Origin of the sequence: Alcaligenes sp. SDU_A2, from assembly GCF_038237375.1 — a bacterium.
Lineage (GTDB): Bacteria > Pseudomonadota > Gammaproteobacteria > Burkholderiales > Burkholderiaceae_B > Alcaligenes.
On record NZ_CP151273.1, the window covers coordinates 1,766,937 to 1,793,689 of the forward strand.

24 protein-coding genes and 3 tRNA genes are annotated in these 26,753 nt (G+C 59.7%); 15 read left to right on the top strand and 12 right to left on the bottom strand.

The window, feature by feature from the left end:
• The first annotated feature begins 37 nt into the window (after positions 1–37).
• The 4 genes from AADW57_RS08290 (at position 38) to AADW57_RS08305 (ending at position 2,729) form a co-directional block, all read left to right on the top strand.
• Complete coding sequence (locus tag AADW57_RS08290; protein ID WP_341669578.1) at positions 38–907, top strand: peptidoglycan DD-metalloendopeptidase family protein; 870 nt, start codon at positions 38–40, stop codon at positions 905–907.
• Positions 908–920: 13 nt separating this feature from the next.
• On the top strand, positions 921–1,604 hold the full coding sequence (locus AADW57_RS08295) for an AzlC family ABC transporter permease (RefSeq protein WP_341669580.1): 684 nt from the start codon (positions 921–923) through the stop codon (positions 1,602–1,604).
• A gap of 10 nt (positions 1,605–1,614) precedes the next feature.
• A complete protein-coding gene (locus tag AADW57_RS08300; RefSeq protein WP_341669581.1) occupies positions 1,615–1,959 on the top strand; it encodes an AzlD domain-containing protein in 345 nt (114 codons plus the stop codon).
• Between the two features lie 71 nt (positions 1,960–2,030).
• Complete coding sequence (locus AADW57_RS08305) at positions 2,031–2,729, top strand: aspartate/glutamate racemase family protein (protein ID WP_341669582.1); 699 nt, start codon at positions 2,031–2,033, stop codon at positions 2,727–2,729.
• Between the two features lie 90 nt (positions 2,730–2,819).
• Here AADW57_RS08305 and AADW57_RS08310 read toward each other — a convergent pair whose 3' ends face one another.
• The 5 genes from AADW57_RS08310 to xth are packed head-to-tail and all read right to left on the bottom strand — an operon-like array spanning position 2,820 to position 7,161.
• Positions 2,820–5,096 (bottom strand): RelA/SpoT family protein, encoded by a 2,277-nt coding sequence (locus AADW57_RS08310; RefSeq protein WP_341669583.1) that lies wholly within the window; start codon positions 5,094–5,096, stop codon positions 2,820–2,822.
• A gap of 19 nt (positions 5,097–5,115) precedes the next feature.
• Positions 5,116–5,319 (bottom strand): DNA-directed RNA polymerase subunit omega, encoded by a 204-nt coding sequence (rpoZ, locus tag AADW57_RS08315; protein ID WP_341669584.1) that lies wholly within the window; start codon positions 5,317–5,319, stop codon positions 5,116–5,118.
• 39 nt (positions 5,320–5,358) lie between these two features.
• Entirely contained in the window at positions 5,359–6,003 is a 645-nt protein-coding gene (gene gmk, locus AADW57_RS08320) for a guanylate kinase (protein ID WP_341669585.1), read from the bottom strand.
• Positions 6,004–6,038: 35 nt separating this feature from the next.
• Complete coding sequence (locus AADW57_RS08325; protein ID WP_341669586.1) at positions 6,039–6,365, bottom strand: hypothetical protein; 327 nt, start codon at positions 6,363–6,365, stop codon at positions 6,039–6,041.
• A gap of 13 nt (positions 6,366–6,378) precedes the next feature.
• Positions 6,379–7,161, bottom strand: a complete 783-nt coding sequence (gene xth / locus AADW57_RS08330; RefSeq protein WP_341669587.1) for an exodeoxyribonuclease III — start codon at positions 7,159–7,161, stop codon at positions 6,379–6,381.
• Positions 7,162–7,292: 131 nt separating this feature from the next.
• Between xth and AADW57_RS08335 the strand changes: the two genes are divergently transcribed.
• Positions 7,293–7,679 (top strand): hypothetical protein, encoded by a 387-nt coding sequence (locus AADW57_RS08335; protein ID WP_341669588.1) that lies wholly within the window; start codon positions 7,293–7,295, stop codon positions 7,677–7,679.
• Positions 7,680–7,793: 114 nt separating this feature from the next.
• Here AADW57_RS08335 and AADW57_RS08340 read toward each other — a convergent pair.
• The 3 genes from AADW57_RS08340 to AADW57_RS08350 form a co-directional block, all read right to left on the bottom strand.
• Positions 7,794–7,867 (bottom strand) — tRNA-Cys (locus AADW57_RS08340).
• A gap of 34 nt (positions 7,868–7,901) precedes the next feature.
• Positions 7,902–7,975, bottom strand: a tRNA-Cys gene (locus AADW57_RS08345).
• A gap of 34 nt (positions 7,976–8,009) precedes the next feature.
• Positions 8,010–8,083, bottom strand: a tRNA-Cys gene (locus AADW57_RS08350).
• A 165-nt stretch (positions 8,084–8,248) separates the two neighbouring features.
• Here AADW57_RS08350 and AADW57_RS08355 point away from each other — a divergent pair.
• Positions 8,249–10,516: an arginine/lysine/ornithine decarboxylase gene (locus AADW57_RS08355; RefSeq protein ID WP_341669589.1), complete on the top strand. Its 2,268-nt coding sequence runs from the start codon at positions 8,249–8,251 to the stop codon at positions 10,514–10,516.
• A 61-nt stretch (positions 10,517–10,577) separates the two neighbouring features.
• On the opposite strand, the gene AADW57_RS08360 is transcribed toward AADW57_RS08355, so the two are convergent.
• The 4 genes from AADW57_RS08360 to AADW57_RS08375 form a co-directional block, all read right to left on the bottom strand.
• On the bottom strand, positions 10,578–11,912 hold the full coding sequence (locus AADW57_RS08360; RefSeq protein ID WP_341669590.1) for an MFS transporter: 1,335 nt from the start codon (positions 11,910–11,912) through the stop codon (positions 10,578–10,580).
• A 34-nt stretch (positions 11,913–11,946) separates the two neighbouring features.
• Positions 11,947–12,726, bottom strand: a complete 780-nt coding sequence (locus tag AADW57_RS08365; protein ID WP_341669591.1) for an aldolase — start codon at positions 12,724–12,726, stop codon at positions 11,947–11,949.
• Positions 12,727–12,827: 101 nt separating this feature from the next.
• The gene (locus tag AADW57_RS08370; protein ID WP_341669592.1) at positions 12,828–13,721 is read right to left on the bottom strand and encodes a LysR family transcriptional regulator; all 894 of its coding nucleotides are present in this window, start codon (positions 13,719–13,721) and stop codon (positions 12,828–12,830) included.
• A 418-nt stretch (positions 13,722–14,139) separates the two neighbouring features.
• Positions 14,140–14,601, bottom strand: coding sequence for a universal stress protein (locus AADW57_RS08375; protein WP_341669593.1), 462 nt, complete (start codon positions 14,599–14,601; stop codon positions 14,140–14,142).
• Positions 14,602–14,790: 189 nt separating this feature from the next.
• Between AADW57_RS08375 and AADW57_RS08380 the strand changes: the two genes are divergently transcribed.
• From AADW57_RS08380 to AADW57_RS08420, 9 genes are all read left to right on the top strand, one after another.
• Positions 14,791–15,972, top strand: a complete 1,182-nt coding sequence (locus AADW57_RS08380; RefSeq protein ID WP_341669594.1) for an acetyl-CoA C-acyltransferase family protein — start codon at positions 14,791–14,793, stop codon at positions 15,970–15,972.
• 147 nt (positions 15,973–16,119) lie between these two features.
• Positions 16,120–16,851, top strand: coding sequence for a spermine/spermidine synthase domain-containing protein (locus tag AADW57_RS08385; protein WP_341669595.1), 732 nt, complete (start codon positions 16,120–16,122; stop codon positions 16,849–16,851).
• A 151-nt stretch (positions 16,852–17,002) separates the two neighbouring features.
• A complete protein-coding gene (locus AADW57_RS08390) occupies positions 17,003–17,914 on the top strand; it encodes an ABC transporter substrate-binding protein (RefSeq protein WP_341669675.1) in 912 nt (303 codons plus the stop codon).
• A 125-nt stretch (positions 17,915–18,039) separates the two neighbouring features.
• Complete coding sequence (locus AADW57_RS08395; protein WP_341669596.1) at positions 18,040–18,933, top strand: ABC transporter permease; 894 nt, start codon at positions 18,040–18,042, stop codon at positions 18,931–18,933.
• A 1-nt stretch (position 18,934) separates the two neighbouring features.
• Positions 18,935–19,729, top strand: a complete 795-nt coding sequence (locus tag AADW57_RS08400) for an ABC transporter ATP-binding protein (protein WP_341669597.1) — start codon at positions 18,935–18,937, stop codon at positions 19,727–19,729.
• Positions 19,730–20,032: 303 nt separating this feature from the next.
• On the top strand, positions 20,033–21,250 hold the full coding sequence (locus AADW57_RS08405; RefSeq protein ID WP_341669598.1) for an efflux RND transporter periplasmic adaptor subunit: 1,218 nt from the start codon (positions 20,033–20,035) through the stop codon (positions 21,248–21,250).
• A gap of 5 nt (positions 21,251–21,255) precedes the next feature.
• A complete protein-coding gene (locus AADW57_RS08410; RefSeq protein WP_341669599.1) occupies positions 21,256–24,450 on the top strand; it encodes an efflux RND transporter permease subunit in 3,195 nt (1,064 codons plus the stop codon).
• The gene (locus tag AADW57_RS08415; protein ID WP_341669600.1) at positions 24,450–25,901 is read left to right on the top strand and encodes an efflux transporter outer membrane subunit; all 1,452 of its coding nucleotides are present in this window, start codon (positions 24,450–24,452) and stop codon (positions 25,899–25,901) included. The genes AADW57_RS08410 and AADW57_RS08415 overlap by 1 nt, the downstream gene beginning before the upstream one ends.
• 106 nt (positions 25,902–26,007) lie before the next feature.
• Positions 26,008–26,745, top strand: coding sequence for a pyridoxine 5'-phosphate synthase (locus AADW57_RS08420; protein WP_341669601.1), 738 nt, complete (start codon positions 26,008–26,010; stop codon positions 26,743–26,745).
• Positions 26,746–26,753 lie beyond the last annotated feature (8 nt).

Sequence of the window (26,753 nt, forward strand, 5' to 3'; positions counted from 1 at the left end):
CGGTTTGGGGTGTTTGTGTTTTTAGCAAGGAGTTGTCATGAGCCGGACCGAGTTTTCCCTTCTGCGGCGGCGTCTGCTGGGTGCCGCCTCTGTTGTGGTCGTCAGTGCGCCCTGGCTGGCTCAGGCCGCACCGCAGGGTACGTTCATCGAACGCACGCTGCACAAGCCAGTGCCTGGCGGCGTGGCCGTAGTCGATCTGGGCGAGCTCGCACAGGCCCCTCATGTCACTTTCAACGGTTACCGCGTCTTGGTGGTGCGCGATGCGGATCAGCGTTGGAAAGCCATTGTCGGGATTGATCTTAAAACAGCCGCCGGGCGTCATGGTTTGACGGTGCAGGGCGCGCAGCCTGTGTCTTTTCAGGTGGGCAGCAAGCGCTATCGGGAACAGCGCATCACGCTCAAGAACAAGGCTCATGTCAACCCGGACCCGCAGCAGCAGGCGCGTTTTGAGCGCGAATACAAAGAGCAGATGGATGCCTATGCCAGCTTTCGCCCCGAAGGCCCCAGTAATGTGGTCTTTGACAAACCTGTTCCGGGCCGCTTGACCAGTCCGTTCGGCTTGCGTCGTTTTTTCAATGGCGAAGAGCGCAACGCGCATTCGGGCCTGGATTTTGCTGCGCCGACAGGCACGGCGATCAAAGTCCCGGCCGATGGGGTGGTCACCATCGTGGCAGATTACTTTTTCAACGGCAAGACGGTATTTGTGGATCATGGCCAGGGGCTGATCACGATGTATTGCCACTTGTCGGCTTTTGACGTGCGCAAGGGCGATACGGTTCGCAAAGGCGATGTTCTGGGGCGTTCGGGGGCGACCGGACGGGCCACTGGGCCGCATTTGCATTGGAACGTCAGCCTGAACAATGCCCGGGTCGATCCGGCTATTTTTATTGGCGCGTTCCAGCCGTGACTGCGGTTTTTCTATGATTAGTCGTGCTGCGTACATACGAGGGCTGCGTGATAGCGCATCGATTGCCCTAGGCTATGTGCCCGTTGCCATTTCTTTTGGCCTGGCCGCCGTGCATGCGGGGCTGTCGGCCTGGCTGGCTGTGCTGGTGTCCCTGGTCGTATACGCAGGGGCCAGCCAGTTTATTTTGATCAGTCTGCTGGCGGCCGGAGCCGCGTATCCCAGCATTCTGGGCATTGTGGTGTTGATGAATCTGCGTCATCTGTTTTATGGACCGGCGCTGCTGGGGTTTTTCAGCGGGCCGCGTACGGTGCGCAGTCTGTGGCTGGCACCCGGCCTGACCGACGAGGTGTTTGCCGCCTCGGCCGGCAGCCTGTCACGCCAGCCGCCGCAGGAGCAGGAGTCCTGGTATTGCGGTCTGCAACTGGGGGCGTATGGGGCCTGGGTGGGGGGTACGGCGGTGGGGGCGTTTTTCGCGGGCGATCTGCTGGGTCAATCGCCGGTGCTTGAGAAAACGCTGGGCTTTGTATTGCCTGCCTTGTTTTTTGCCTTGCTGTTAGAGATTCGCCGTAGTGCCCCTGTGGCCGTGATGCTGGGCGCTGCGCTATCCGCCGTGCTGGCCATGCTGTTTCTGCCCTCGTATCTGGCGATTATCGCCGGCATGCTGGCGGGCGGCCTGATGGCTTTACGTCGTGCATGAAGGGGATGTGATGGATTGGGGCTTCATCCTTATGATCCTGCTGGCCGGTCTGGGCACGTTCCTGATCCGTTACCTGCCTTTGCGTTTGCGCAGTCGCTCGGGGGGGCGGGGTCCTAATACCCATACTGTCTGGTCACGCTTGTTCGGTGCTATCGGGCCGGCGGGCATCGTGGCTTTGCTGGCGGTGTCGCTGATCTCCCTGGTCAGCCCGCAGCAGCCGTGGGTGGACGGCGTTCCGGTTCTGGCCGGCCTGGCCGGCGTGTTGCTGGGCCGGCGTTGGCCGGGCGGTATTGCCGGCTCCACATTGCTCGGGGTGCTGGCCTATGGACTGGCGGTGTGGCTGGTGGGGGTATAGTTCCACGGTGTCGTTCTTGTTCTGGTGGCGATCCAGATCGCTGTCTTACCGGCTGAACCTTAAGGAGTGGTATGAAAACATTGGGCCTGATCGGCGGCATGAGCTGGGAATCCACTATCCCTTATTATCGGCAAATTAACGAAACCATCAAGCAGCGGCTAGGCGGCCTGCACTCGGCCCGCATTGTGCTCTACAGTCTGGACTTTAACGAGGTCGAAAGGCTGCAGCATGCCGGCCAGTGGGAGCAGGCGGGCGCTTTATTGGCGGATGCGGCGCAGCGGCTGGAGCGGGCCGGGGCGGATGGCCTGGTGCTGTGCACCAATACCATGCACAAGGTGGCGACGCAGATTCAGAATGCGGTCCATATCCCGCTGCTGCATATTGCCGACCCCACGGCGCATGCGATCCAAGAGGCCGGCTTGTCGTGCGTAGGACTCTTGGGCACCCGTTTTACGATGGAACAGGATTTTTATCGTGTTCGGCTTGAAGATCGACACGGTCTGCAGGTGCTGACGCCACAGGCTGCGGATCGAGAGCATGTGCACCGCATTATTTATGAAGAACTGTGCCTGGGCAGGGTTCTGCCCGAGTCGCGTCAGACGTATTTGTCTGTCATTGCCCGCCTGAAGCAAGAAGGGGCGCAAGCCATTATTCTTGGTTGCACCGAGATCTCCCTGCTTGTGGAGCAGCAGCATCTACCCGATACCCTGCTTTTTGACACCACGTACCTGCACGCAGTCGATGCGGCACAATGGGCCTTGCGGGTCTGACGGTTGACGGTGGGTGTGCCTGGATCATCCATACCTTGAGGCGGTTCCAGTGATGCAGGCACTGGTCTGAAAACAGCGGTAAGGCGCAGTTCAACCCTTTACGCGTACGATTTTTTGCACTTGCGGCACATGCCGGATGGAGCGTATGACGCGCGCTAAATGGGTGCGGCTGTCTACCTGGACGGTCAGGTGCAGCACCGAGGTGGCGGCGGATTCGTCGGGCATGGATATATGGATGATATTGGAGTCGGCATCCGTAATTTCCGCTGCCAAACGTCCCAGCACGCCGCGCTCGTTGATGGCGGTAACGTCCAGGCGGGTAGACAGGTGGCGGGCCGTATTGCTGTCCCACATGACCGGTACCCAACGTTCGGGTTCTTTGGCTTGGGCGCGCTGTGCGACGGCGCATTCGGCCATGTGAACGACCAGGCCGTGGCCCAGCCGTATGCCGCCGATAATGGCGTCGCCCGGCAAAGGGCCGCAACAAGGGGCTAATTGCACGGCCTGACCTTCGTTGCCGTGGATAAGAATCGGGGCCGACGTATTGGCGGTGATTTCGTCAAAGGCGGCGGCAGTGGTTTCCAGCAGGGCGTTTTCCGGGGCGAATCGGCGTGCCACCACGGCAGCCAGGCGCTTGCCCAGACCGATATCGGCCAGAATTTCTTCGCGCGATGCGGCACCCGAACCTTTGGCCAGCTTTTCCCAATTGGGGTCCTGGTCGCCGGCATGCGGCAGGCCCAGTTGGTCGAAGGCTTGATCCAGCAGGCGGCGGCCAAATGCCACCGATTCTTCGTATTTGACAGTGCGCAGATAATGACGGATTTCCGAGCGGGCGCGGCCAGAACGGACATAGTTGAGCCATTGCGCGCTGGGGCGGGCAGCCGGAGAGGTGATGATCTCGACCGAGTCGCCGCTTTTGAGCTCGGTGCGCAGGGGCGCGAATTCGCCGTTGATCTTGGAGGCCACGGCGTGGTTGCCGATATCTGTGTGGATGCTGTAGGCAAAGTCCACCGGCGTGGCACCCTTGGGCAGAGAAATGATCTTGCCCTTGGGGGTGTAGACATAGACGGCGTCGGGGAACAGATCCACCTTGACGTGTTCCAGGAACTCGGCGGAATCGCCGGTTTGGCTCTGGATGTCCAGCAAAGACTGCAACCAGCGGTGAGTGCGCTTTTGCAGATCGTTCAGGGTGACGTCGTCTTCTTTGTATAACCAGTGCGACGCCACGCCTTCTTCGGCCACATGATCCATTTCGCGGGTGCGGAACTGGAACTCCACCGGAGTGCCGTACGGGCCGATGAGCGTGGTGTGCAAGGACTGATAGCCATTGACCTTGGGAATGGCGATGTAGTCCTTGAATTTGCCCGGCACGGGGCGATAGAGCTGGTGCAGCGTGCCCAGCGCCAGATAGCATTCCGGCAGGGTATGGACGATGACTCGAAAGCCGTAGATATCCAGCACATCCGAAAAGGATTTTTTCTGCTCGACCATTTTGCAGAAAATGCTGTAGAGCGACTTTTCGCGACCGGATATTTCTGCTTCGATGCCGGCGGCCGGCAAGGCGATTTTGACCGCTTCCGTGATTTTGCCCAATACTTCGCGGCGGTTGCCGCGCGCGGCCATCAAGGCTTTGTGCAACACCTTGTACCGGTTGGGGTACATGGCTTTGAAGCATCGGTCCTGAAGTTCGCGAAACAGCGTGTTCAGGCCCAGGCGATGCGCGATGGGGGCATAGATGTCCAGGGTTTCCTGGGCGACGCGGCGGCGTTTTTCGGGCTTGACCGCATCCAGCGTGCGCATATTGTGCAGGCGGTCGGCCAGCTTGATGAGAATGACGCGCACATCGCGCGACATGGCCAGCAGCATCTTGCGAAAGCTGTCGGCCTGCTGTTGCGTTTTGGTGGCAAATTCCAGCCTTTCCAATTTGGACAGGCCATCGACGATTTCGGCGACGTCGGTGCCGAACTTTTCGGCCAGTTCCTGTTTGGAGACGTCCTGGTCTTCGATGACGTCGTGCAGCAGGGCCGACATCAGGGCGTCGGCGTCCAGTTTCCAGCCGGCACAGATTTCGGTGACGGCGATGGGGTGGGAGATGTAGGGTTCGCCGCTGGCGCGGAACTGGCCCAGGTGGGCCTGGTCGGCGAAACGGTAGGCTTCGCGTACGCGTTCGACGTCCTTGGGGTCCAGATACAGGGAGATGATCTTGGTCAGCGGTGCCAGCGAGGCAATGGCGGCGTTGCCATTGTCTTGCACGGGCAGCGCCGCTGCGCCTGTATCGGGCTTAGGCTTGCGGCGTCCCAGCCGCGAACCTTTTTTAAGGACGGCCAAAAGACCAGAGGATGCGCCGCGTAAGCCCGGAAATGCCATACAGAACTCCGCCGAAGGATCAGGTAGGAACCTTGCGCAGCATTTCCAGACCGGTCGCGCCGGCGGCGATTTCGCGCAGGGCCGTAACGGTGGGCTTGTTTTTGCTGTCCAGACGAGGCTCATGGCCCTGAGCCAATTCGCGCGCGCGGTAGGCGGCAGCCAGGGTCAGTTTGAAACGGTTGGGGACTTGCTCCAGGCAATCCTCGACAGTGATGCGTGCCATAGTAGACCTGTGGTCGAATAAAGTGAAAGGGGAGGGAAATCAGGCGTGATGCGACAGGGCATCGGCACCTAAATGCTGAAAGAGTTCGCGATGCCGGACAGACTGCGTGCCGGTGCGCAGGCGGCTGGCCTGAACAATGCTCGATAGTTGCGCCAGTGCCTCATCGAAATCTTGATTGATAATAGCATATTGGCACTCGCCCACATGGGCGATTTCGCTGCCGGCGGCCTGTAGCCGACGGGCGATGACTTCCTCGCTGTCCTGGCCGCGATTGCGCAAACGGGCCTCCAGGGTAGGCAGCGACGGGGGAAGGATGAAAATGCCCACCGCTTCAGGGAAGTGTTCTCGCGCCTGCCGCGCGCCTTGCCAGTCTATTTCCAGCAGCACATCGCGGCCTGCTTGCAGTGCCTGTTCTATGGGCGCGCTGGGCGTGCCGTAATAGTTGCCATGTACCTGGGCCCATTCCAGCATGGCTTTTTCCTGGCACATCTGCTCGAAGCGGGCCGCATCCACGAAAAAGTAGTGCTCACCGTCGACTTCACCGGGGCGTGGTGCGCGCGTGGTGGCCGAGATGGACAGCATGATGCCGGGGTCCTGATCCAGCAGGGCATTGACCAGACTGGATTTGCCGGCGCCGCTGGGGGCGACGACCATGAAAATGGTGCCGGGATAGCTCTTGGACATAATGCGCGTCGAAGTAGAAAGAATGAAAAGAAGAGTCAGTCGGTATGTTCGCCGGTCTGGCCGAATTCGATCAGCACGGCCTGCAGGCTGGCGGCGTCGGCGCACAGGAACACGACCGTGTCGTTGGGGTTCATGTTGAACAGCACATCCTGCACCTGCTCGGCCGCGTCCTGGGCCTGGGCAATGGCCATGACGTGGACATCGCCGCCGGCCTCGAACTGCTCGGCGGGGACAATATCGGCCACGGCGTCCAGGTCCGGGCCGCTGATGGCCAGATAGGCCCACAGTGTGTGTTCTTCCAGTGCGATCTGGAGCACATAACCCGAATCGGTCAGGCGGATGATTTCGCTTTGTACTTGCATGATCAATGCCGGTTTAGGTAAAGGACAAGGTGGCGACGACAGGCGTATGGTCCGAGGGCTGCTCGTTGGCGCGCGGCGCACGATCGATGATGCAGGCCGAACAGAGGGGTCGCAAAGCGTCCGAGAGCAGCACGTGGTCGATGCGCAGGCCGGCGTCGCGCCGGAAGGCGAAACGGCGGTAATCCCACCAGGTAAACGGGCTGCCGGTCTGCTCGAAGAGCCGGTAGGCATCATGCAAGCCCAGCGCCAGCAGTTTTTGGAACGCGGCGCGTTCTGGCGGCGAAACCAGTACATCGTCTGCCCATTTGGCTGGATCGTGTACGTCTTCGTCGGCCGGGGCGATATTATAGTCGCCCAAAATCGCCAGTCGGGGATGCGCGGTCAATTCTTTTTGCAGCCATTCGTGCAGGGCAGCGAACCACTCCAGTTTGTACACGTATTTGTCGCTGTCCAGCGATTGACCATTCGGACAGTAAGCGCTGATGACGCGCACCGGGCCTTCTGGTGATTCGTAGGTGGCCGCCAGCAGGCGTTGCTGGTGATCTTCGTAATTGGGCAGATTGCGTTGCACATCGGTGCCTGGCTGGCGCGAGATCAGGGCCACGCCGTTGTAGGTTTTCTGACCGGCCCATTGGGCCTGGTAGCCGATTTCCTGCAAGGCTTCCAGCGGAAAGCGTTCGTCGGGGATTTTCAGTTCCTGCAGACACAGCACATCCACTGGATTGTTCTGTAGCCAGTCCAGGACTTGTGGCAGACGGACATTCAGGGAGTTAACGTTCCAGGTGGCAAGTTTCATGGTAGTGGCGCTATTTTTTATCAATCAGTGTGTTGCGTGAATGCCACTATCATATCAGTGTAGGGCCTATGTCTGCTTGGGCGCAGTACAGATGGTTTTTGGCGATATTGCCGTTTTTCAAGGAAAAAATCATGAGTACCGAAAACGGCATGCGTGCTGTCCGGCAAGGGGCTTGGGTGGGCCAGGCACAGGGCGATGACCATGAACATTTGAACTTGCTCGCGTATTTACAGACCAAGGGCTGGGTGGCTGACGGCGAGGATGTGCTAGCGTGGAAAGTGCTGGCCGGTGAACATACTAAAAACAATCCTGTGGCCGAGCTGTCGGTGATTGTGTACTACGCGCCGGCCGCCCGGATTGCCGACGCGCGCCGAAAAGGAGCCGCGATACGGGTTGAGAATCTGCATTTCAGCATGCCGGCGTTGGAATTTTTTGCCTTGTTTGCGCGGCTTTCTATGACGATGTCAGGCTCACAGGACATGTCTATCATTGTTGATAGCGAACCCGTGTATAAATAACAACGTGGATATGCGTTGTTTGATTGTCTTGGCGGACAATAGTCACGGCAAAATCGCTAAAGCTCGATTTTATCGACATAGATTGTTGATAAAGAGCAATTGGCTGTAAGTAAGTGGAGGCGTGGGCTGGAATCGAACCAACCTGGACGGATTTGCAATCCATCACATAACCAATCTGTCACCACGCCTGTGTGGTTTGAGCTGTATACCCAAGATTAAAAATGGAGGCGTGGGCTGGAATCGAACCAACCTAGACGGATTTGCAGTCCATCACATAACCAATCTGTCACCACGCCTGTGTGGTTTGAGCTGTATACCCAAGATTAAAAATGGAGGCGCGGGCTGGAATCGAACCAACCTGGACGGATTTGCAATCCATCACATAACCAATCTGTCACCGCGCCTTCTGTTTTGTCCTGGGACATGTAAAATTATGGACGAGGACAAAATTAAATGCAAGCCTGAAAATACCAGGGCTGATTTCGGCACCATTTGCAGCCTGCAGGCAATCCGTCCGCTTTTCTTTTTTCGGGCCGTCTAGCGCGGCACTTTCTTGTTCAAGGATTGGCATGCATTATCAGTTTCCCATTGTCATCATCGACGAAGATTTCCGTTCCGAAAATGCGTCCGGGCTCAGCATACGGGTGCTGGCCGAGGCCATCGAGGCCGAAGGCTTTGAAGTGTTGGGCAGCACCAGCTACGGCGATCTCAGCCAGTTTGCACAGCAGCAAAGCCGTGCCAGCGCTTTTATTTTGTCTATCGATGACGAGGAATTCACGCAGGACGGAGATAGCGCGCCAGCCTTGATGAATTTGCGCTCTTTCATCCGCGCGGTGCGCAAGCGCAATACCGATGTGCCTATTTATGTGTATGGCGAAACCAAGACGGCGCGTCATATGCCGAATGATATTTTGCGCGAGCTGCAAGGTGTCATTCATATGTTCGAGGACACGCCCGAGTTCGTGGCGCGCCACATCGTGCGCGAAGCGCGCGCCTACGTGGAAGGGGTCAAGCCGCCGTTTCTGAAAGCCTTGCTGGACTATGCCGAGGACGGTTCGTATTCCTGGCATTGCCCGGGCCATTCGGGTGGTGTGGCCTTTTTGAAAAGCCCGGTCGGCCAGATTTTTCACCAGTTCTTTGGCGAAAACATGTTGCGCGCCGATGTCTGCAATGCGGTCGAGGAGTTGGGGCAATTGCTGGATCACAATGGCGCGATCGGGGCCAGCGAACGCAACGCGGCTCGTATTTTTAATGCCGACCACTGCTTTTTTGTGACTAACGGCACCAGCACCAGCAATAAGATCGTCTGGCACCATGCCGTGGCACCCGGCGATGTGGTGGTGGTGGATCGTAATTGTCACAAGTCCATTTTGCACAGCATCGTCATGACCGGTGCCATTCCTGTGTTTCTGCGACCGACGCGTAACCACTTCGGTATTATCGGGCCGATTCCGCGCAGCGAGTTCGATGTGCAAACCATACGCGATAAGATCCGCGCCCATCCTTTGCTGGCCCATGTGGATGCCGATACGATCCAGCCCCGCGTGCTGACCCTGACCCAGTCCACCTACGATGGCGTTATTTACGATACCGAAGTCATCAAGTCGGCGCTGGATGGGTATGTGGACGTGCTGCATTTTGACGAAGCCTGGATTCCGCATGCAGCCTTCCATTCTTTTTATGGCAGTTTCCATGCGATGGGCAAGAGCCGGCCCCGGCCTAAAGAGTCGCTGGTATTTTCCACCCAGTCCACGCACAAGCTGCTGGCCGGCATCAGTCAGGCCAGTCATGTGCTGGCGCAGGACTCGGCCACGCGCAAGCTGGATCGGCATTTGTTCAATGAGGCTTATCTGATGCACACCAGCACCAGTCCGCAGTACGCCATCATTGCGTCCTGCGATGTGGCCGCGGCCATGATGGAGCCGCCCGGCGGTCAGGTGTTGGTCGAGGAAAGCATTGTCGAAGCTCTGGATTTTCGACGCGCCATGCGCAAGGTCGAGTCTCAGTTCGCGCAGGACGACTGGTGGTTCAAAGTATGGGGGCCGCCGCGGCTGACCGAGGACGGCATCGGCCAGCCTGCGGACTGGATCATTCGCAACGACCCCGAACATGGCGGCTGGCACGGATTTGGTCCATTGGCCGATGGCTTTAATATGCTGGACCCCATCAAGGCAACGATCGTCACCCCTGGGCTGGATCTGGACGGGCGCTTCGATACCACTGGCATACCGGCCTCCATCGTGACCAAGTTCCTGGCCCAGCGTGGCGTCATCGTGGAAAAGACCGGGCTCTACAGCTTTTTCATCATGTTCACCATCGGCATTACCAAGGGACGATGGAATTCGCTGGTTACCGCCTTGCAGCAATTCAAGGACGACTACGACAGGAACTTGCCGGTGTGGCGCGTGTTGCCCGAGTTTTCCCGTCAGTATCCCTGCTACGAGGAAATGGGCTTGCGCGATCTGTGCCAGCATGTGCACCAGATGTACGCGCGCCACGATATCGCACGTTTGACCACGGAAATGTATTTGTCGCAGGTGGTGCCTGTCATGCGGCCCAGCGAGGCCTTTGCCTGCATTGCGCAGCGCCGTACCGAGCGGGTGCCTATCGATCAGCTTGAAGGGCGGGTTACGACTAATCTGATCACGCCATATCCTCCGGGCATTCCTTTGCTGATTCCGGGCGAGGCATTTAACAAGACCATTGTGGACTTTCTGAAGTTCGCCCGCGAATTGAACCAGCAGTGTCCTGGTTTCGGCACGGACATTCATGGTTTTGTGGAAGAGCGCGACGCGGCGGGTCAGACACGTTACTACGTGGATTGCGTGGCGCGCTAAGGGCGATGGACGCGCGGCGACCGGAAAGCCGTTCCGGTCGCCGCGTTGTGAGTGGCAACGATCAGGGTCGTGCCGTCTGGGGGGTAATGGGCGCGGTCGGCGCGCTAAAGCGTTGCGGACCGTGCATGCGCCAGGCGCTGGCAAGCGCCAACACACCCAGCAGACTCAGGTACCAGACGATGTAGCGCGGATTGCCTTGTCCCCATGCAAGCAGGGATGTGGCCACGATGGGGGCCAGACCGCCGCCCAAGGCTCCCGAGATCTGCACGGCGATGGAAATGCCGCTGTACCGCACTTCGGCCGGAAACTGCGCCGAAAACAAGCTGCCTTGCGGGCCGTACAGACAGGCATAGACCAAACCCAGGGCCAGTATCATTGCCAGGGTGATCAGTCCGGTGTCGCGGGTCTGCAGCAGATCGAAGAACAGCGGTGCGTACGCCAGTATGCCGACCGAACCGACAATGAACACCCATTTGTGGCCCAATTTGTCGCCCAGCAAACCGAACAAGGGCATGGCGAACAGCGCTACCGCCGCTCCCCAGATGGTGGCATCGAGCAGCACGGTGCGCGGCAGCTCCAGCGTGCCGGTGGCATAGGCCAAGGCAAAGGTCACCACGGTGTAGAACCAGGTAACTTCAGCCAGACGGGCACCGATGACCAGCAGCAGTTCGCGTGGGTATAGCGTGAACACTTCTTTGGCGGGCATTTTGACCTTATCGCCCTTGTTCTGCATGTGCTCGAAGTCGGGTGATTCGGCCACTTTCAGGCGTATGAACCAGCCCACCAGCAGCAGCACGACACTGGCCAGAAAAGGAATGCGCCAGCCCCAACTGAGCATATCTTTTTCGGGCAGGGAGGCGACCGCGCTCATGGCCAGCGAGGACAGGATCAGCCCCGGTGCCACGCCGGCCTGGGGGAGGCTGCCAAAAAAGCCTTTTTTTCCTTCCGGGGCGTGTTCCACCGCCATCAGCACGGCACCGCCCCATTCGCCGCCTACGGCGACACCTTGGCAAAAGCGCATTAGCACCAGGAGTACGGCTCCCCAGTAGCCAATGCTTTCGTAGGAAGGAATCAAGCCGATCAGGATGGTCGGTATGCCCATCATGAACAAGGTGATGAGCAGCATGGACTTGCGTCCGACCCTGTCGCCGAAATGGCCAAAGACAATGCCGCCCAGCGGGCGGGCGAAAAAACCGACAGAATAGGTGGCAAAAGCGGCCAAGGTGCCCGTGATCGGGTCGAAGGCTGGAAAGAATATTTGGTTGAAAATCAGAGCGGCGGCGGTGCCGTAGAGGAAGAAGTCGTACCATTCGATGGTCGTGCCCATCATGCTGGCCAATCCCGCCGTGACATAGTGGCGGCGCGACCGCGCCGCCTGCGTTGCAGGCTGTGTCATGTCCGTATCCTTGCAGAAAGGGTAGGGGGACGGCTTAGAGTTTGGGCAGGCCTGGGGCGCGCTGCGTTTGCCGCGCCCAGTAGTCGAAGGTGGCGCGCACGATCGAGGGCTTGAGCAGGTAGTCATGCGCCTCGCGGGCCAGTTCGTCATCGACGGGCGTCAAGGGGCCAAAGGCCTGGGCGCGAATCTGCATGCGCGCGGCCCGTTCCAGATAGACCGACAGATAGGTGGCCTCTTCGCAGGAGTGCCCGGCGGTCAGGTAGCCGTGGTGCGCCAGGATGATGGCGCGTTTTTGCCCCAGGGCCTTGGAGATGATGACGCCTTCCTGGTCGGCGATGGGCACGCCAGGCCAGTCGGGCAGAAAGGCGCAGTCCTCATGCAGCGGAGTCATGTCCATCTGGGCGATGACCAGGGGCTGGCGGGCGGCCGCCAAGGCGCTGGCCCAGGGCGAATGGGTATGGATGATGGCGTGTACATCCGGGCGGCTCTGGTAGACCCACAGGTGAAAACGCGTGGCGGGATTGGCCATGCCGTGTCCACTCAGTACGTTCAGGTCGCGATCGACTTCGATGAAGTCTTCTGGCGTGGCTTCGTCAAAGCCCAGGCCAAAACGCAAGGTCCAGTAGGCGTCGGGCACGACGGAACGTACGCTGATCTGCCCGGCCAGGCCGGCCTCCTGGTCGGTCATGGCCAGGATGCGACAGGCGTAGGCCATGGTTTCAGGGATGCTGCGCTCGACGGGGCGCAGATGGCGGGCCATGTCCTGGGTGACACGGTTCTCGAAATACGATTTGTCTCTGAGTGCGTTTTGCATCTTGTCTCCTTGGGTATTGTTATGGGTCCGCCCCCCGGCGGACCTGGCCCAAGTATGGGCTGGACAAGGTCGTGCGAGCCATGATGCTGCGCTCATAGCAGCTATTCCGTGGGTGTGGTCTGCATCTCTTGGGCAATCGTCATCGCGCAGCTCAGCAACGCCGTGGTCAGAGCTTGCGGCTGACGGTCGGCGCGCAAGATGGCGACGACCCGGCGCTGCAGCGGCGGGTGCGCGATGGGGAATTTGCGCAGCCCGTAGTCGGCCAGCAACTTGTCGGGGATGCGGGTGGGCAGGATGCAATCACCTACGCCCGACGAGGCCAGCCGCAGCATGGCATCGATGGTTTCGGCTTCGGCGACGAACTCGGGCTCCAGTCCGCTGCTGTGTACCATGCGGCGCAGCGCGTAATGGCTTGGGAAACCCACCAGACGCAGCGGTTGGGTATTCAGGTCGGCATTGGGGAGCGGCTCGGTGCGGGCCGAGATCAGGCACATCTGGTCATCGAACAGCGGATGGGAAATCAGGTCGGCGCAGTCGACGGCGGCATCGTAGACAAAGCCGATATCGGCTTTGCCGCTTTCTACCAGCGCCACCACATCGGGCGAACTGCGCCCAAGCAGCGATAGATTGGCATTGGGGTGGCTGCTCATGAAGCTGGCGGCCACATCGGCCATGAAGTAATAGCTTAGCGTGTGTACCGTGGCCAGGCGAACCGTGCCTTGGCTGACGCCGTGGCGCTGGCGTATGGTGTCGACCGCCAGATCAATGCGGCGATAGGCCGGTTCGATGGCCTCGCGCAGCAACTGGCCTGCATCGGTCAGGCGCACGCCGCGCCCGGTACGCACAAATAGCGGCTTGCCCAGCGTTCGCTCCAGGGCGGCCAATTGCTTGCTGATGCCGGACTGGTTCTGGCCTAGTTCGTCGGCAGCGCGCGACAGGGATTCCACGTGCGCAATGCACAAGAAATAGCGTAGGGCGCGATCCAGGGTTTCCATGGTTTTGTCTCCCTTTGTGCCAATATCTTTATTTAAGTTATGTTTATTTGACGCGAATACATGCCTATTTATCACTAAAAATTGATTTGCGCTCTAATCATTGATACAATCAACTAATCGGGGCGCTGAGGGGGCGCTCCCAGTCGATGCCAACAGGAGTATGTCTTGAGTCAATCAAAACCGGTTCGTCGCAAACAGGCCTTTGAGGTCGAGCCCCTTAACTGGGTCGCTCCCAAGAAAGCAACACGGGAAACAGACGCTGAGAGCAAGTCGGAGCAAAACGGCGAGCACTGCAGCACGGACGCCAACTAACGGCATCCGGCATGAAGAAAAAGCGCAAGCATCACCGCTTGCGCTTTTTTTGTGTCTGTTCCATAGGCAGGCCGCCGCTGCGGGTAAAGGCGGGGCCTGCCAGTCCTTACTTTTTCTTGGTCTTTTTGCGTATGACCAGAATCGGGATTTCCGATTGAGTCAGCACATGCTGAGTTTCGCTGCCCAGCAGCAGGCGCTTATACCCTTTGCGACCGTGCGAGGACATGACGATCAACTGGGCTTGCTGCTTTTCGGCAGCCGCAATGATGGCATCGGCGACCAGATCGGATTTGGCGACCACGGCTTTGACGGACACACCAATATCTTTGCCGGCTTGCTTGACGGCGGCCAGCTCGCTCTGGGCGTGTTCGAGCCACTGCGCTTCGACGCGGCTGTCCATTTCTTTGTCCAGCAAGGGGCCGCCTTCCAGATAGCTTTGGCGATAGCGCGGGATGACGCGCAGGGCGATCAGCTTGGCCTTGCAGGATTTGGCCAGATTCAATGCGTGCTGGACGGCGTGGTTGGACAGCTCCGAGCCGTCGGTGGCGACCAGAATGCGCTCGTACATGAGGGAATTCCTTGAAAAAGGGTTATCAGCGGCGGGTGTTTTGTATAACGTATCAGAAACCTTACTGCGAATGGTGGCTCTTGTCTCGGATCGGTGCCGCCGAACTAGCAAAAAAGGGCAGACAGCAGCGGGTGCGAACGTGCGTCCGCGTATTTTTTACCGCGCCCGGTCGGGCGCAGGGAGAAAATCATGACAGAGGTGGTCGTAGTCCAGGCATGCCGTACTGCTATCGGCGATTTTGGCGGCGCGCTCAAGAATGTGTCACCCGTTGAATTGGGGGCGGCGGTACTGCGCGCCGCTCTGGATCGCAGCGGTGTGCAAGGCGGGGATGTGCAGCATGTGGTCATGGGGCAGGTCATCCAGACCGAGCCGCGCGATATGTATCTGTCGCGCGTGGCTGCCGTGCAGGCCGGTATCGGTTACGGTACGCCGGCCATGAACGTGAACCGCCTGTGTGGCTCTGGCCTGCAGGCCATTGTGTCCGCCGCCCAAGGGATTTTGCTGGGCGATGCGCGGGTGGCGCTGGCCGGCGGTGCCGAGAGCATGAGCCGTGCGCCGTATATGTCCAGCGCGCACCGTTGGGGTGCGCGGATGGGCGATACCGTCATGATGGACATGATGACCGGAGCCTTGACCGATCCGTTTGATCGGGTACACATGGGCATGACCGCCGAGAACGTGGCGCGGCAGTACGGCATTACCCGAGGCGATCAGGATGAGTTGGCTTTGCAGTCGCATCTGCGCGCGCAGCGGGCCATTGAACAGGGTTTCTTTCGCGAGCAGATCGTGCCTATTGTCCAGAAGGGTAGGCAGGGCGAGATTGTGTTTGACCAGGATGAGCATGTACGCAAGGATGCGACGCTCGATAACTTCAGCGCGCTCAAGCCGGTGTTTCTGAAGGAAGGAGGCAGCGTCACGGCGGGCAATGCGTCCGGTTTGAATGATGGCGCGGCCGCAGTGCTGTTGATGTCGGCGCAAGAAGCCAAGATCCGGGGTCTGACGCCGCTGGCGCGCTTGCTGTCCTGGGGGCATGCCGGCGTGGAGCCGCGCATCATGGGCATGGGGCCGGTACCCGCCACGCGCGCGGCGCTGGACAGGGCTGGCTTGACGGTGGCGGACTTGGATGTCATCGAATCGAACGAGGCTTTTGCCGCTCAGGCCTGCGCCGTATCGCGGGAATTGGGCCTGGATACGCAGCGCGTCAACCCTAATGGCAGCGGCATCAGTTTGGGCCATCCTATAGGCGCAACCGGTGCGGTCATTGCCGTCAAGGCCTTGCACGAGCTGCAACGTATCGGGGGACGCTATGCCCTGGTGACCATGTGCATAGGCGGCGGGCAGGGCATTGCGGCTGTTTTTGGCCGCGATTGAGGCGGCGCGACTGGTATGATGGCGCCTTTGCGAAAATACGGGCGCAGCAGGACGCGGGCCCTTTATTGATGCAGCGGCCTTGCTGGCGAGGCGTTTACCTGAGGATTGATGGTCATGTGCGGCGATGTAGAGCAGGACAGCCCTACCATGTCGGAGAGCGACGGCATTCGTTATCTGCATTTTGGAACGGAGTGGATACAGGGCGCGATGCGTCTGCGCAAACCCGCCGAGCTGGTGTTGGCTTATACCCAGCAGATGATGGCCTGGCTCTTGTTTACGCGTCCCGGCAGTCAAGAGCGGCTGGCTATTTTGGGCTTGGGGGCGGGGTCGCTGCTGCGCTTTTGTTTAAAGTACACGCCTTGCCAGGTGCGCACGGTGGAATGGAATCCATCCGTCACCGCAATCTGTCGGGCTTTTTTCCGCCTGCCGGACAACAGCCGCTCGCAGATTGACCATGAAGATGCCGGGCTGTGGGTACAGGACCCGCAGCAGCACGGGGTGTACCGTGCTGTCATGGTGGATCTGTACGATGCTGATGCCCAGGGGCCGGTGCGCGATACCCTGGAGTTTTATCAGGATTGCCGTGCCGCTCTGGACGAAGATGGCGTCATGACGGTCAATTTGTTTGGTGCCCATCCCAGTTTCGAGCTCAACATCCGCAATATCCGCGAGGCCTTTGGCGGCAAGGTGCTGATGCTGCCCGAAATGGACGAGGGCAATCAGGTCGTGCTGGCCTTCAAGGGCGGGGCGCTGGATATCACGGCAGGCGAATTGCTGGAGCGGGCCGAACAGGTGCAGGCGGACTATGGTTTGCCGGCCCGACGCTGGGCGCGCGAACTGCTGTCTTCGCGCCGTGCAACACAGCCAGATCTTTCCTGAGGGCAGGGATTACCTGAGGGGCGAAGCAATGTTATTCGATGTAGACTTTAACGCTTATAAATTTCTCGCTTTTATCGTATCCAAGGAGTGACGAATGAAGCTGATCAGGTCTGTACATCAACTGGCGGCCGCTCTGGCGTGTGTGGGGTTCATGTCCGGCGCAGCCGTGCATGCACAATCTGTATCGGTATCGTCGATCGTCGAACATCCGGCGCTCGACTCTATCAAGGACGGCGTCCACAAGGCGCTGACCGATGCCGGCTATACAGACGCCAAAGGCTTGAAGTGGCAGTTTCAGACCGCTCAGGGCAATCCGGCCATTGCGGCCCAGATCGCGCGCAAATTCGTGGGCGATAAGCCCGATGTGATTGTCGCCATCTCCACGCCCTCGGCTCAGGCCGTCGTAGCGGCCACCAAGGAAATTCCAGTTGTCTATTCGGCGGTGACCGATCCGGTGGTAGCGCATCTGGTGCGCAGCATGGAGCCTTCGGGCACCAATGTCACCGGCGTCTCCGATGCCCTGGCCTTGGAACCCCAGATAGAGCTGATCAAAAAAGTCGTGCCCCAGGCTAAGAAAGTGGGCATGGTCTACAACCCTGGCGAGGCCAACTCCGCCGTGGTGGTCAAGCAGATGAAAGAGTTGCTGCCCAAGCATGGCATGTCGCTGGTCGAGGCCACAGCGGCCCGCACGGTGGACGTGGGTGCCGCCGCCCGCAGCCTGGTGGGCAAGGTGGATGTCATCTATACCAATACCGACAATAACGTGGTGTCGGCCTACGAATCCTTGGTCAAAGTGGGCAACGATGCCAAGCTGCCTTTGATTGCTTCGGACACGGACAGCGTGGCGCGTGGTGCCATTGCCGCTCTGGGCGTGAACTACTACGACCTGGGCGTGCAGACCGGTGCCATGGTGGTGCGTATTCTGAAGGGCGAAAAACCCGGCGCGATGGCCTCGGAAACCAGCAACAAGCTGGAACTGTATGTCAATCCCGGTGCCGCCAAGCGCCAAGGCGTCACACTGAATGACGAGTTCGTGAAGTCCGCCACCAAAATCGTAGAATAATTGCGCTTTTCCCCCGGGGGGTGGCCGGCTGCGACCGTCGGCCACAGGGGGACGTATTTGTTTTCCGCAGGTGGGTTGCCACAAGCTGCCCACCTGTTTCTTTTGCACACTAGACGCACGACAACATGTCTATTTATTCCATGTGGGGAGCCCTGGAGATTGGTCTGATTTTTGGACTGGTCGCTTTGGGTGTTCTGATTTCATTTCGTATTCTTCGCTTTCCCGACCTGACGGTCGATGGCAGTTTCCCGTTGGGCGGGGCCGTGGCAGCGACACTCATCAGTCAGGGTTCCGATCCGTTTCTGGCGACCGTCGTGGCTACCTTTGCCGGTGCGCTGGCCGGTAGCATTACCGGCTGGTTGAACGTGCGCCTAAAGATCATGGATCTGCTGGCCAGTATCCTGATGATGATCGCCTTGTACTCGATCAACCTGCGCATCATGGGCCGCCCTAATGTGCCGCTGATCATGGAACCCACCGTGTTCACCATATTGCAGCCCCAGGCTATCGCCGACTATATTGCCCGGCCTTTGCTGCTGATCGTCCTGGTGGTGTTGGTTAAGTTTGCCTTGGATTGGTTTTTTGGCACGCAGACTGGTCTGGCCATGCGCGCCACCGGCTCGAACGCCCGCATGGCGCGTTCGCAAGGCGTGGCGACCGGCAATATGCTTTTGCTGGGCATGGCCATATCCAATGCCTTGGTCGCATTAGCCGGTGCTTTGTTTGCCCAGTCCCAAGGGGGCTCCGATATTTCCATGGGCATAGGCACCATCGTCATCGGTCTGGCGGCCGTGATTGTGGGGGAAAGTATCCTGCCGGCGCGCAAGCTGTTTTATGCGACCCTGGCCGTGATCCTGGGTGCCATTCTGTACCGTTTCTTCATTGCATTGGCGCTCAACGCCGATGTCATCGGCTTGAAGGCGCAGGACCTGAACCTGGTGACGGCGTTGCTGGTGACGGTCGCCTTGGTGATTCCGCTGCTCAAAAAACGCATGCGTGCCCGTAAAGGAGGCCAATAATATGCTGGAAGCAAATAATCTGCGCCTGACTTTCAATCCGGGCACGCCTATCGAGACCCGCGCTTTGCGCGGCCTGTCGCTGACGATCCCGGAAGGGCAGTTCGTGACCGTCATCGGCTCTAACGGGGCGGGCAAGTCCACCTTTCTGAATGCCATTTCGGGTGATCAGTCGGTGGACGAAGGTGCCATCCTCATCGACAAGGCCGATGTGACGCGCATGCCGGTGTGGCAAAGGGCGAACTGGGTGGCGCGTGTGTTTCAGGACCCGATGGCCGGCACCTGCGAGGACCTGACCATTGAAGAAAACATGGCTTTGGCAACAGGGCGGGGAAGTCGCCGCGGTTTGAGCCGGGCGGTACGCCATTCGATGCGTGACGAATTCCGCGAACGCCTTGAAACACTGGGCTTGGGTTTGGAGAATCGTCTGACTGATCGTATCGGTCTGCTGTCCGGCGGGCAGCGCCAAGCGGTCAGCCTGTTGATGGCCGCGCTGCGACCCTCCAAGATTCTGCTGCTGGATGAGCATACGGCGGCACTGGACCCGCGCACCGCCGATTTTGTGTTGCAGCTGACCAACCGCATCGTGCGCGAAGGCGGTCTGACGACCATGATGGTGACGCACAGCATGCGTCAGGCGCTGGATGTGGGCGATAGAACCGTGATGTTGCACCAAGGTAAGGTGGTGCTGGATGTCAGCGGCGAGCAGCGCCAGGGTTTGGACGTGCGCGATCTGCTGGAAATGTTCGAGAAGGTCAGGGGGGAGACCCTGGCCGATGACAGCTTGCTGTTAGGTTGACATTTTTTGTCACGTCAGAGAACCACGGTACACCTTCGGGTAGACCGTGGTTTTTTTTTCACTCTTAGTTCACAGGCACCTGATTATGCTTATCCTTTTCCATAAGGAGGGTAAGCATGCCGAGCGGGTCAGGCTGGTCATAGTGCCGGCTAAACGCGTTTTCTGTCTACGGAAATCAGCCTAGTTCGTTTTTTTCTGTATTTTTGAACGCGTTTTCGACATATACTTCAGGATTGCCGAAACCATACTATGCAGTCAGTTTAAGCGTAACACTCTGTATAACGCTTAGCTCAGGAGTACTTCATGTCATCTAAAAGCCTGCTGGGTTGGCAGCCTCTGCGCATTGCTGCTTTCTCTTCCCTGGTCCTGCTTGCCGCTTGCGGCGACGAGGCCCCCCAAGCCGACATGAGCGGGATGAAAGTCCCGGTCAGCGTCGTTACCGTGCAGCCTAGCGCCACGGAGCTGTTCTCCGAATTGCCCGGCCGCGTCGAAGCCATCCAGGATGCCCAGATCCGTGCGCGCGTCACAGGAATTGTCGAGCAGATCAATTTCGAGCAGGGCGGCGATGTGAAGCAAGGGCAACTGCTGTTTACGATTGATCCGGCACCGTATCGCGCGGCTCGTAACCAGGCGGCCGCGCAATTACAAAATGCGCAGGCCGAAGCGCGCAGCGCTGCCTTGCTGGCCCAGCGCTACGAGCGACTGATCAAGGAAAATGCCGTATCGCGTCAAGAGTACGATACTGCCCGGGCGCGGGCGCAGCAGGCGCAGGCGGCGATTGCCGCCGCCAAAGCCGCCCTGGATGCGGCGGAAATCGATCTGGGCTACACCAAAGTGACCTCGCCCATCGATGGGCGTATCGGCAAGCCCTTGATCACCACGGGCGCGTTGGTGTCGGCAGCCAACGGCACCCACATGGCCACGGTACAACAGCTCGATAACGTGTATGTGGATGTCACCCGCTCCACCTCCGAGCTGTCTCAGTTGCGACGCGCCATGGCCGATGGCAAGCTGACCCAGGCAGGGGAAGGCAAGGCCAAGGCGCATGCCATTTTGGAAGACGGCAGCAGCTACGGTCAGGACGGCACCTTGCTGTTTACCGGCGTCAGCGTGGACCCCTCCACCTCGCAGGTTAATTTGCGCGCCGAATTTCCCAATCCCGATCAAGTCTTGTTGCCCGGCATGTATGTACGGGTGCGGCTGGAGCAGGGGGTTGCCCGCGACGCCTTGCTGGTGCCTGTACAGGCCGTTCAGTACACCACTGACGGTCGCACCAGCCTGATGGTGGTGCGCGAAGGTAAGATTCAGGCGGTTCCTGTGCATCTGGGGGCCGAAAACAAAGGACAGTATATTGTCCTGGACGGCTTGAATCCGGGCGATCAGGTGGTGGTCGAAGGATTCCAGAAGATTCGTCCCGGCGCGCCGGTGCAGCCTATGCCCTGGAAGCAGGATAAGGGCACCGCAGCCCAGGCACCGGGCGCTGCGCCTGCCGCGCAAACCGAAGCCAAGTCTAGCGAGTAAGCGACATGCCTCAGTTTTTTATCGATAGACCCATTTTTGCATGGGTCGTGGCCTTGGGGATTACGCTGCTGGGCCTGCTGGCCCTGCCGAATCTGCCCGTAGCCCAATACCCCGATGTGGCACCGCCCCAGGTGACCATTCGTGCAACCTACCCCGGCGCAACCGCCGAAGACGTCTCCAGCACCGTAGCCAGTGTGATCGAGAACGAGCTGAACGGTGCCAAGGGTTTGCTGTACTACGAATCCGTCAGCGATTCCTACGGTACCACGGAAATCACGGCGACCTTCCGCCCCGGCACCAATCCGGATCTGGCGCAGGTGGACGTGCAGAATCGGGTCAATAACGTGTCGGCATCCTTGCCTGCTGCCGTGATGCAGCAGGGCCTGAAGGTCGAACAGTCCAGCACCGGCTTTTTGCTGGTGGTGACGCTGTCCTCGACCGACGGCACGATGGACCAGACCGCCTTGGCCGACTACATCCAGCGCAACATCCAGAACACGATTTCCCGTGTGCCGGGCGTGGGGCGTTTCCAGTTGTTTGCGGCCGGCCGCGCCATGCGCGTCTGGATCGATCCGCAAAAGCTGGTGGGCTACCAGATGAGCGCAGCCGATGTCACCTCGGCCATCAGCCGCCAGAACGTGCTGGTGTCGGCAGGCATCATGGGTTCGCCGCCTAATCCGGACAGCCAGCGCGTAACGGCGCCGGTGACGGTGAACGGACAGCTAGAGACGGTGGAGGAGTTCGAGAACATTATTCTGCGCTCCAATCCCGATGGTTCGACGGTACGCATTAAGGATGTGGCGCGCGTGGAAGTGGGCGCGGACAACTATCAGTTTGGCGCGCGTCTGAATGGGCAGGCGACGGCCGCCTTTGCTATTTCGCTCTCGCCCGAAGCTAATGCGCTGGATACGGCGGCCGCCATCAAAGAACAGATGGACGAGCTGGCCACGTTCTTCCCCGATAACATCCGTTACGACATTCCTTACGACACTTCGCCCTACGTCAGCCAGTCCATTACCCAGGTGGTGCATACCTTGCTGGAAGCGATGGTACTGGTGTTTATCGTGATGTTCGTGTTCCTGCAGAACGTGCGCTATACGGTGATTCCCGCTCTGGTGGTGCCGGTGGCCATTCTGGGTGCGTTCGGCGTCATGTACATGATGGGCATGTCGGTGAACGTGCTGACCATGTTCGCGATGGTGCTGGCCATCGGTATTCTGGTGGACGATGCCATTGTGGTGGTGGAGAACGTCGAACGCATCATGGTGGAAGATGGGATCTCGCCCAAGGAAGCCACCAAGAAGGCCATGCCGCAGATCGGCGGGGCCATCGTAGGTATTACCCTGGTGCTGACCACGGTGTTTTTGCCGCTGGCCTTCATGTCCGGTTCGGTAGGGGTGATTTATCGCCAGTTCTCCGTAGCCATGGCCGTGTCGATTGCGTTTTCGGCGTTCCTGGCGCTGTCGTTCACGCCGGCGCTGTGCGCCACCATGCTCAAGCCCATTCCTAAAGGCCACCACGAAACCAAACGTGGCTTCTTCGGCTGGTTTAACCGGGCGTTCAATTCCACGACCAACCGCTACGAAGGTTTTGTGGCCAAGACGCTGCGACGCGGCGGCCGCATGATGTTCATTTACCTGATCATGGTGCTGGTGCTGGGCTTTGTGTATCTGCGCATGCCGACCGCCTTCTTGCCGGAAGAAGATCAGGGCTACGTCATTGCCAACATCGAGCTGCCATCGGGGTCGACGGCCAATCGCACCATCGAGATCATCGAACAGGTCGAAGGCTACTTCAAAGAGCAGCCCCAGGTGGCCAACATCGTGACCGTGCAGGGCTTCAGCTTTAACGGCAACGGCTTGAACTCGGCGATTGCTTTCGTGCCGCTCAAGGATTTCAGCGAACGCAAGGGCGAGGAAAATTCGGCTCAGGCGCTGTCGGGCAAGGCCATGGGCCAGTTGCTGTTCGGTCTGCCCGATTCGATGGTGATTGCCATTGTGCCGCCCGCGATTTCTGCGCTGGGTAACTCGGCCGGTTTCGACATGCGCCTGGAAGACCGTGGCGGCATGGGGCATAACAACCTGATGGCGACCGCGCAGCAGTTGCTGACGCTGGCCAAGCAAAGTCCCGTGCTGGACCCACAAAGTGTGCGCATTACCGGCCTGGGACCTGGCAAGCAGATCAATCTGAAGGTGGACCGCGAGAAGGCAGCGGCCTTGGGCGTGGATTTCAGTGAGGTTTCTTCGCTGATTTCGACTTCGCTGGGTTCGGCCTATGTCGGCAAGTTCACCAACCAGGGGCGAGTGCAAAGCGTCTGGGTGCAGGCCGATGCCCCGTACCGCATGACGATAGAGGATGTGCTCAAGCTCAATGCCCGCAACAACGAGGGCAAGATGGTGCCCTTGTCTGCCTTTGTCACCCAAGAGGTGGAGCAGGGGCCGGTGCAGGTCGTGCGCTACAACAGCTACGAGTCGGTACGTATCGGTGGCGGTCCGGCCGCAGGCTACACCTCGGGCGATGCAATGGCCGAGATGGAACGCCTGATGAAAGAGCTGCCAGCCGGATACGGTATCGAGTGGACAGGCTTGTCCTACCAGGAACGTCAGGCCAGCGGCCAGTCCAGCGTGTTGATGAGTCTGGCGGTGCTGGTCGTGTTCATGGTGCTGGCCGCCTTGTACGAAAGCTGGGCAATTCCGCTGTCGGTGATGCTGGCGGTGCCGCTGGGCATGTTGGGGGCTGTTCTGCTGGTGTTCGGCATGGGCATGGCCAACGATGTGTATTTCCAGGTGGGCATGGTGACGGTGATTGGTTTGTCGGCCAAGAACGCCATTCTGATCGTCGAGTTCGCCAAAGACGCCTATGCACGCGGGGCCACCCTGATCGATGCCACGCTGGAGGCGGCGCGCCTGCGTTTCCGTCCTATTCTGATGACCTCGTTTGCCTTTATTCTGGGCGTGGTGCCGCTGGCGACCTCTACAGGTGCCGGTGCCGCCAGCCAGAATGCGGTGGGTCTGGGCGTGCTTGGTGGTATGCTGGCAGCGACGCCGCTGGCCGTGCTCATGGTGCCGACCTTCTTTGTCGTCATTCTCAAGCTCTTTAAAACCAAGCCTCGCTTGTTCGGTGAAGCTGCCAAGCAATACGAACGCGAGCAGGCCGAAAAGGCCGCGCAACAAGAACGGTCCGAAGGAGGACAGCTCTGATGTCTCGCCTATTTTTACGTGCTCCCCTGGTCTTGGCCGTGACGCTTGCCTTGTCGGCGTGCTCGCTGGCACCCAAGTATGAGCGTCCTGCCGCCCCGGTACCTGAGCAGTTCCCCCTGGCCCAGCAGGGCCAGGCGGGCGCGGTCAATGCCGCCGATCTGGGCTGGCGCGAGTTTTTTGCCGATCCTCGTCTGCATGTGCTGATCGGGCAGGCGCTCGAGAGCAACCGCGATCTGCGCATTGCGGCGCAACGCATCGAAGAGGCGCGTGCGCAGTACGGCATTGCGCAGAGCGATCAGTTGCCCACGATCGGCGTCATGGCGGCCGAGCAGGCAACCCGCTATGGGACCAATGCCCGACCGGGCGGTGTGGATTCGCCCTCGGTCAGCCGGGCCTTCCAGGCCGGTATCGGTATCACCTCGTTCGAGCTGGACTTTTTCGGGCGGGTACGCAATCTGGCGCAGGCCGCCCGCGAGCAGTTCCTGGCCACCGAGCAGGCCCGGCGCACCGCGCACATCGCGGTCGTGGCGGGCACGGCCGAAGCCTACTTCCGGGTGCGTGCGGCCGATGAGCTGCATAAATTGATGGAAAACACCTTGCGCAGCCGCCAGGAAACACTACGCCTGGTGCAGTCCTCGTTCGATGCCGGCGTGGTGTCGTCGCTGGACTTGAATCAGGCCAAGGTGCAATACAATACGGTGCGCTCGGACATGCAGCAGGTCGAGCGCGACCGCCAGCGCGCCCTGAACGCCTTGCAGGTGCTGTTGGGAGCCCCTGTGCCTGACAATGCTCCTCAGGGACTGCCTTTTACCCGTGCGCAATTGCTGCCTAGCCTGCCGGTGGGGCTGCCTTCGGATTTGTTGGAGCGACGTCCCGATATTCTGGGGGCCGAACATGCCTTGCAAGGTGCCAATTACAGCATCGGCGCGGCACGTGCTGCCTTTTTCCCGAATATTTCGCTGACTGGCATGCTGGGCTTCATGAGTCCCGAGTTGGGTGGTCTGTTCAGTTCCGGCAATCGTTACTGGCAGTTCCAGCCTCAGGTCGTGATGCCGCTGTTCTCGGGCGGCACGCGCGGGAATCTGGCTCTGGCCCAGGCGCGGCGCGATATTGCCGTGTCCGAGTACGAAAAGAGCATCCAGGTTGCGTTTCGCGAGGTGGCCGATGCCTTGGCCGGCGAAGCAACATTCGGTCCGCAGATCGATGCCCTGGAAGAAGTGGACAAGGCCGCCAGCGAATCCTTGCGTCTGGCCAAGCTGCGCTACGAGGTCGGTGTAGACAGCTTTTTGCAGGTTCAGACCGCAGAAGTGAATCTGTACGGAACCCGGCAAGCGTATATTCAGACCGGACTGGCCTCGCTGCTTAACCGAGTCGAGCTGTACAAGGCTTTGGGTGGCGGCTGGAATGCCGATACGGCTGCGGCTCAGACGCCGCAGACACCGAAGGGATAAACAGGCCATAATAGACCCTGCATGAATCGCCAGCGGCCGGATTGTTCCGGCCGTTGGCGATTTAGGGCGGTCAATTTATCCCTGGATTCATGGAGGCCTGAGGGGAATGATAGAACTGGGCGTCAATATCGATCATGTCGCAACACTGCGCCAGCAGCGTTTAACCACGTATCCCGATCCTATCGAGGCGGCAGTGCGCGCCGAGCAGGCCGGCGCGGATCTGATTACTTTGCACCTGCGCGAGGACCGGCGCCACATTCAGGACGCCGATGTTTTTGCCATGCGTGCGGCCTTGCGCACGCGCATGAATCTGGAGTGCGCCATTACGCCCGAGATGCTGGACATTGCTTGCCGTGTTCAGCCCGACGATGTGTGTCTGGTGCCCGAGCGCCGCGCCGAGCTGACCACCGAAGGCGGGCTGGATGTGGTGGGCCATCTGGATCAGGTTCGAGCGGCGGTGCGGCAGTTGCAGCAGGCCGGCATACGGGTGTCCTTGTTCATTGATGCAGACCCGGCACAGATCCGGGCCGCATCGGATGTGGGGGCCACGGTGATCGAACTGCATACCGGCGCATATGCCGAGGCGCAGAGCCCTGAACAGGAGGCCGCCGAGCTGGAGCGCATCCGCGCCGGCATCGCTCAGGGCGTGGCCCAGGGGCTGCGGGTCAATGCCGGACACGGACTGCACTACGGCAATGTCCAGGCGGTTGCGGTCTTGCCCGGTATTGCCGAGCTGAACATCGGTCATGCCATTGTGGCCCAGGCGGTGTTTGACGGTTGGGAAAAAGCGGTGCGCGACATGAAAGCGCTGCTGGTGCAGGCCTGTGCGCCTGCCAAGGCCTGATGTCTGTT

What these genes read in the sequence shown, in the direction of transcription:
- AADW57_RS08290 (WP_341669578.1), top strand. Translation starts at nt 38, where the DNA reads ATGAGCCGGACCGAGTTTTCCCTTCTGCGGCGGCGTCTGCTGGGTGCC.
- AADW57_RS08295 (WP_341669580.1), top strand. Translation starts at nt 921, where the DNA reads ATGATTAGTCGTGCTGCGTACATACGAGGGCTGCGTGATAGCGCATCG.
- AADW57_RS08300 (WP_341669581.1), top strand. Translation starts at nt 1,615, where the DNA reads ATGGATTGGGGCTTCATCCTTATGATCCTGCTGGCCGGTCTGGGCACG.
- AADW57_RS08305 (WP_341669582.1), top strand. Translation starts at nt 2,031, where the DNA reads ATGAAAACATTGGGCCTGATCGGCGGCATGAGCTGGGAATCCACTATC.
- AADW57_RS08310 (WP_341669583.1), bottom strand. Translation starts at nt 5,096, where the DNA reads ATGGCATTTCCGGGCTTACGCGGCGCATCCTCTGGTCTTTTGGCCGTC.
- rpoZ (WP_341669584.1), bottom strand. Translation starts at nt 5,319, where the DNA reads ATGGCACGCATCACTGTCGAGGATTGCCTGGAGCAAGTCCCCAACCGT.
- gmk (WP_341669585.1), bottom strand. Translation starts at nt 6,003, where the DNA reads ATGTCCAAGAGCTATCCCGGCACCATTTTCATGGTCGTCGCCCCCAGC.
- AADW57_RS08325 (WP_341669586.1), bottom strand. Translation starts at nt 6,365, where the DNA reads ATGCAAGTACAAAGCGAAATCATCCGCCTGACCGATTCGGGTTATGTG.
- xth (WP_341669587.1), bottom strand. Translation starts at nt 7,161, where the DNA reads ATGAAACTTGCCACCTGGAACGTTAACTCCCTGAATGTCCGTCTGCCA.
- AADW57_RS08335 (WP_341669588.1), top strand. Translation starts at nt 7,293, where the DNA reads ATGAGTACCGAAAACGGCATGCGTGCTGTCCGGCAAGGGGCTTGGGTG.
- AADW57_RS08355 (WP_341669589.1), top strand. Translation starts at nt 8,249, where the DNA reads ATGCATTATCAGTTTCCCATTGTCATCATCGACGAAGATTTCCGTTCC.
- AADW57_RS08360 (WP_341669590.1), bottom strand. Translation starts at nt 11,912, where the DNA reads ATGACACAGCCTGCAACGCAGGCGGCGCGGTCGCGCCGCCACTATGTC.
- AADW57_RS08365 (WP_341669591.1), bottom strand. Translation starts at nt 12,726, where the DNA reads ATGCAAAACGCACTCAGAGACAAATCGTATTTCGAGAACCGTGTCACC.
- AADW57_RS08370 (WP_341669592.1), bottom strand. Translation starts at nt 13,721, where the DNA reads ATGGAAACCCTGGATCGCGCCCTACGCTATTTCTTGTGCATTGCGCAC.
- AADW57_RS08375 (WP_341669593.1), bottom strand. Translation starts at nt 14,601, where the DNA reads ATGTACGAGCGCATTCTGGTCGCCACCGACGGCTCGGAGCTGTCCAAC.
- AADW57_RS08380 (WP_341669594.1), top strand. Translation starts at nt 14,791, where the DNA reads ATGACAGAGGTGGTCGTAGTCCAGGCATGCCGTACTGCTATCGGCGAT.
- AADW57_RS08385 (WP_341669595.1), top strand. Translation starts at nt 16,120, where the DNA reads ATGTCGGAGAGCGACGGCATTCGTTATCTGCATTTTGGAACGGAGTGG.
- AADW57_RS08390 (WP_341669675.1), top strand. Translation starts at nt 17,003, where the DNA reads ATGTCCGGCGCAGCCGTGCATGCACAATCTGTATCGGTATCGTCGATC.
- AADW57_RS08395 (WP_341669596.1), top strand. Translation starts at nt 18,040, where the DNA reads ATGTCTATTTATTCCATGTGGGGAGCCCTGGAGATTGGTCTGATTTTT.
- AADW57_RS08400 (WP_341669597.1), top strand. Translation starts at nt 18,935, where the DNA reads ATGCTGGAAGCAAATAATCTGCGCCTGACTTTCAATCCGGGCACGCCT.
- AADW57_RS08405 (WP_341669598.1), top strand. Translation starts at nt 20,033, where the DNA reads ATGTCATCTAAAAGCCTGCTGGGTTGGCAGCCTCTGCGCATTGCTGCT.
- AADW57_RS08410 (WP_341669599.1), top strand. Translation starts at nt 21,256, where the DNA reads ATGCCTCAGTTTTTTATCGATAGACCCATTTTTGCATGGGTCGTGGCC.
- AADW57_RS08415 (WP_341669600.1), top strand. Translation starts at nt 24,450, where the DNA reads ATGTCTCGCCTATTTTTACGTGCTCCCCTGGTCTTGGCCGTGACGCTT.
- AADW57_RS08420 (WP_341669601.1), top strand. Translation starts at nt 26,008, where the DNA reads ATGATAGAACTGGGCGTCAATATCGATCATGTCGCAACACTGCGCCAG.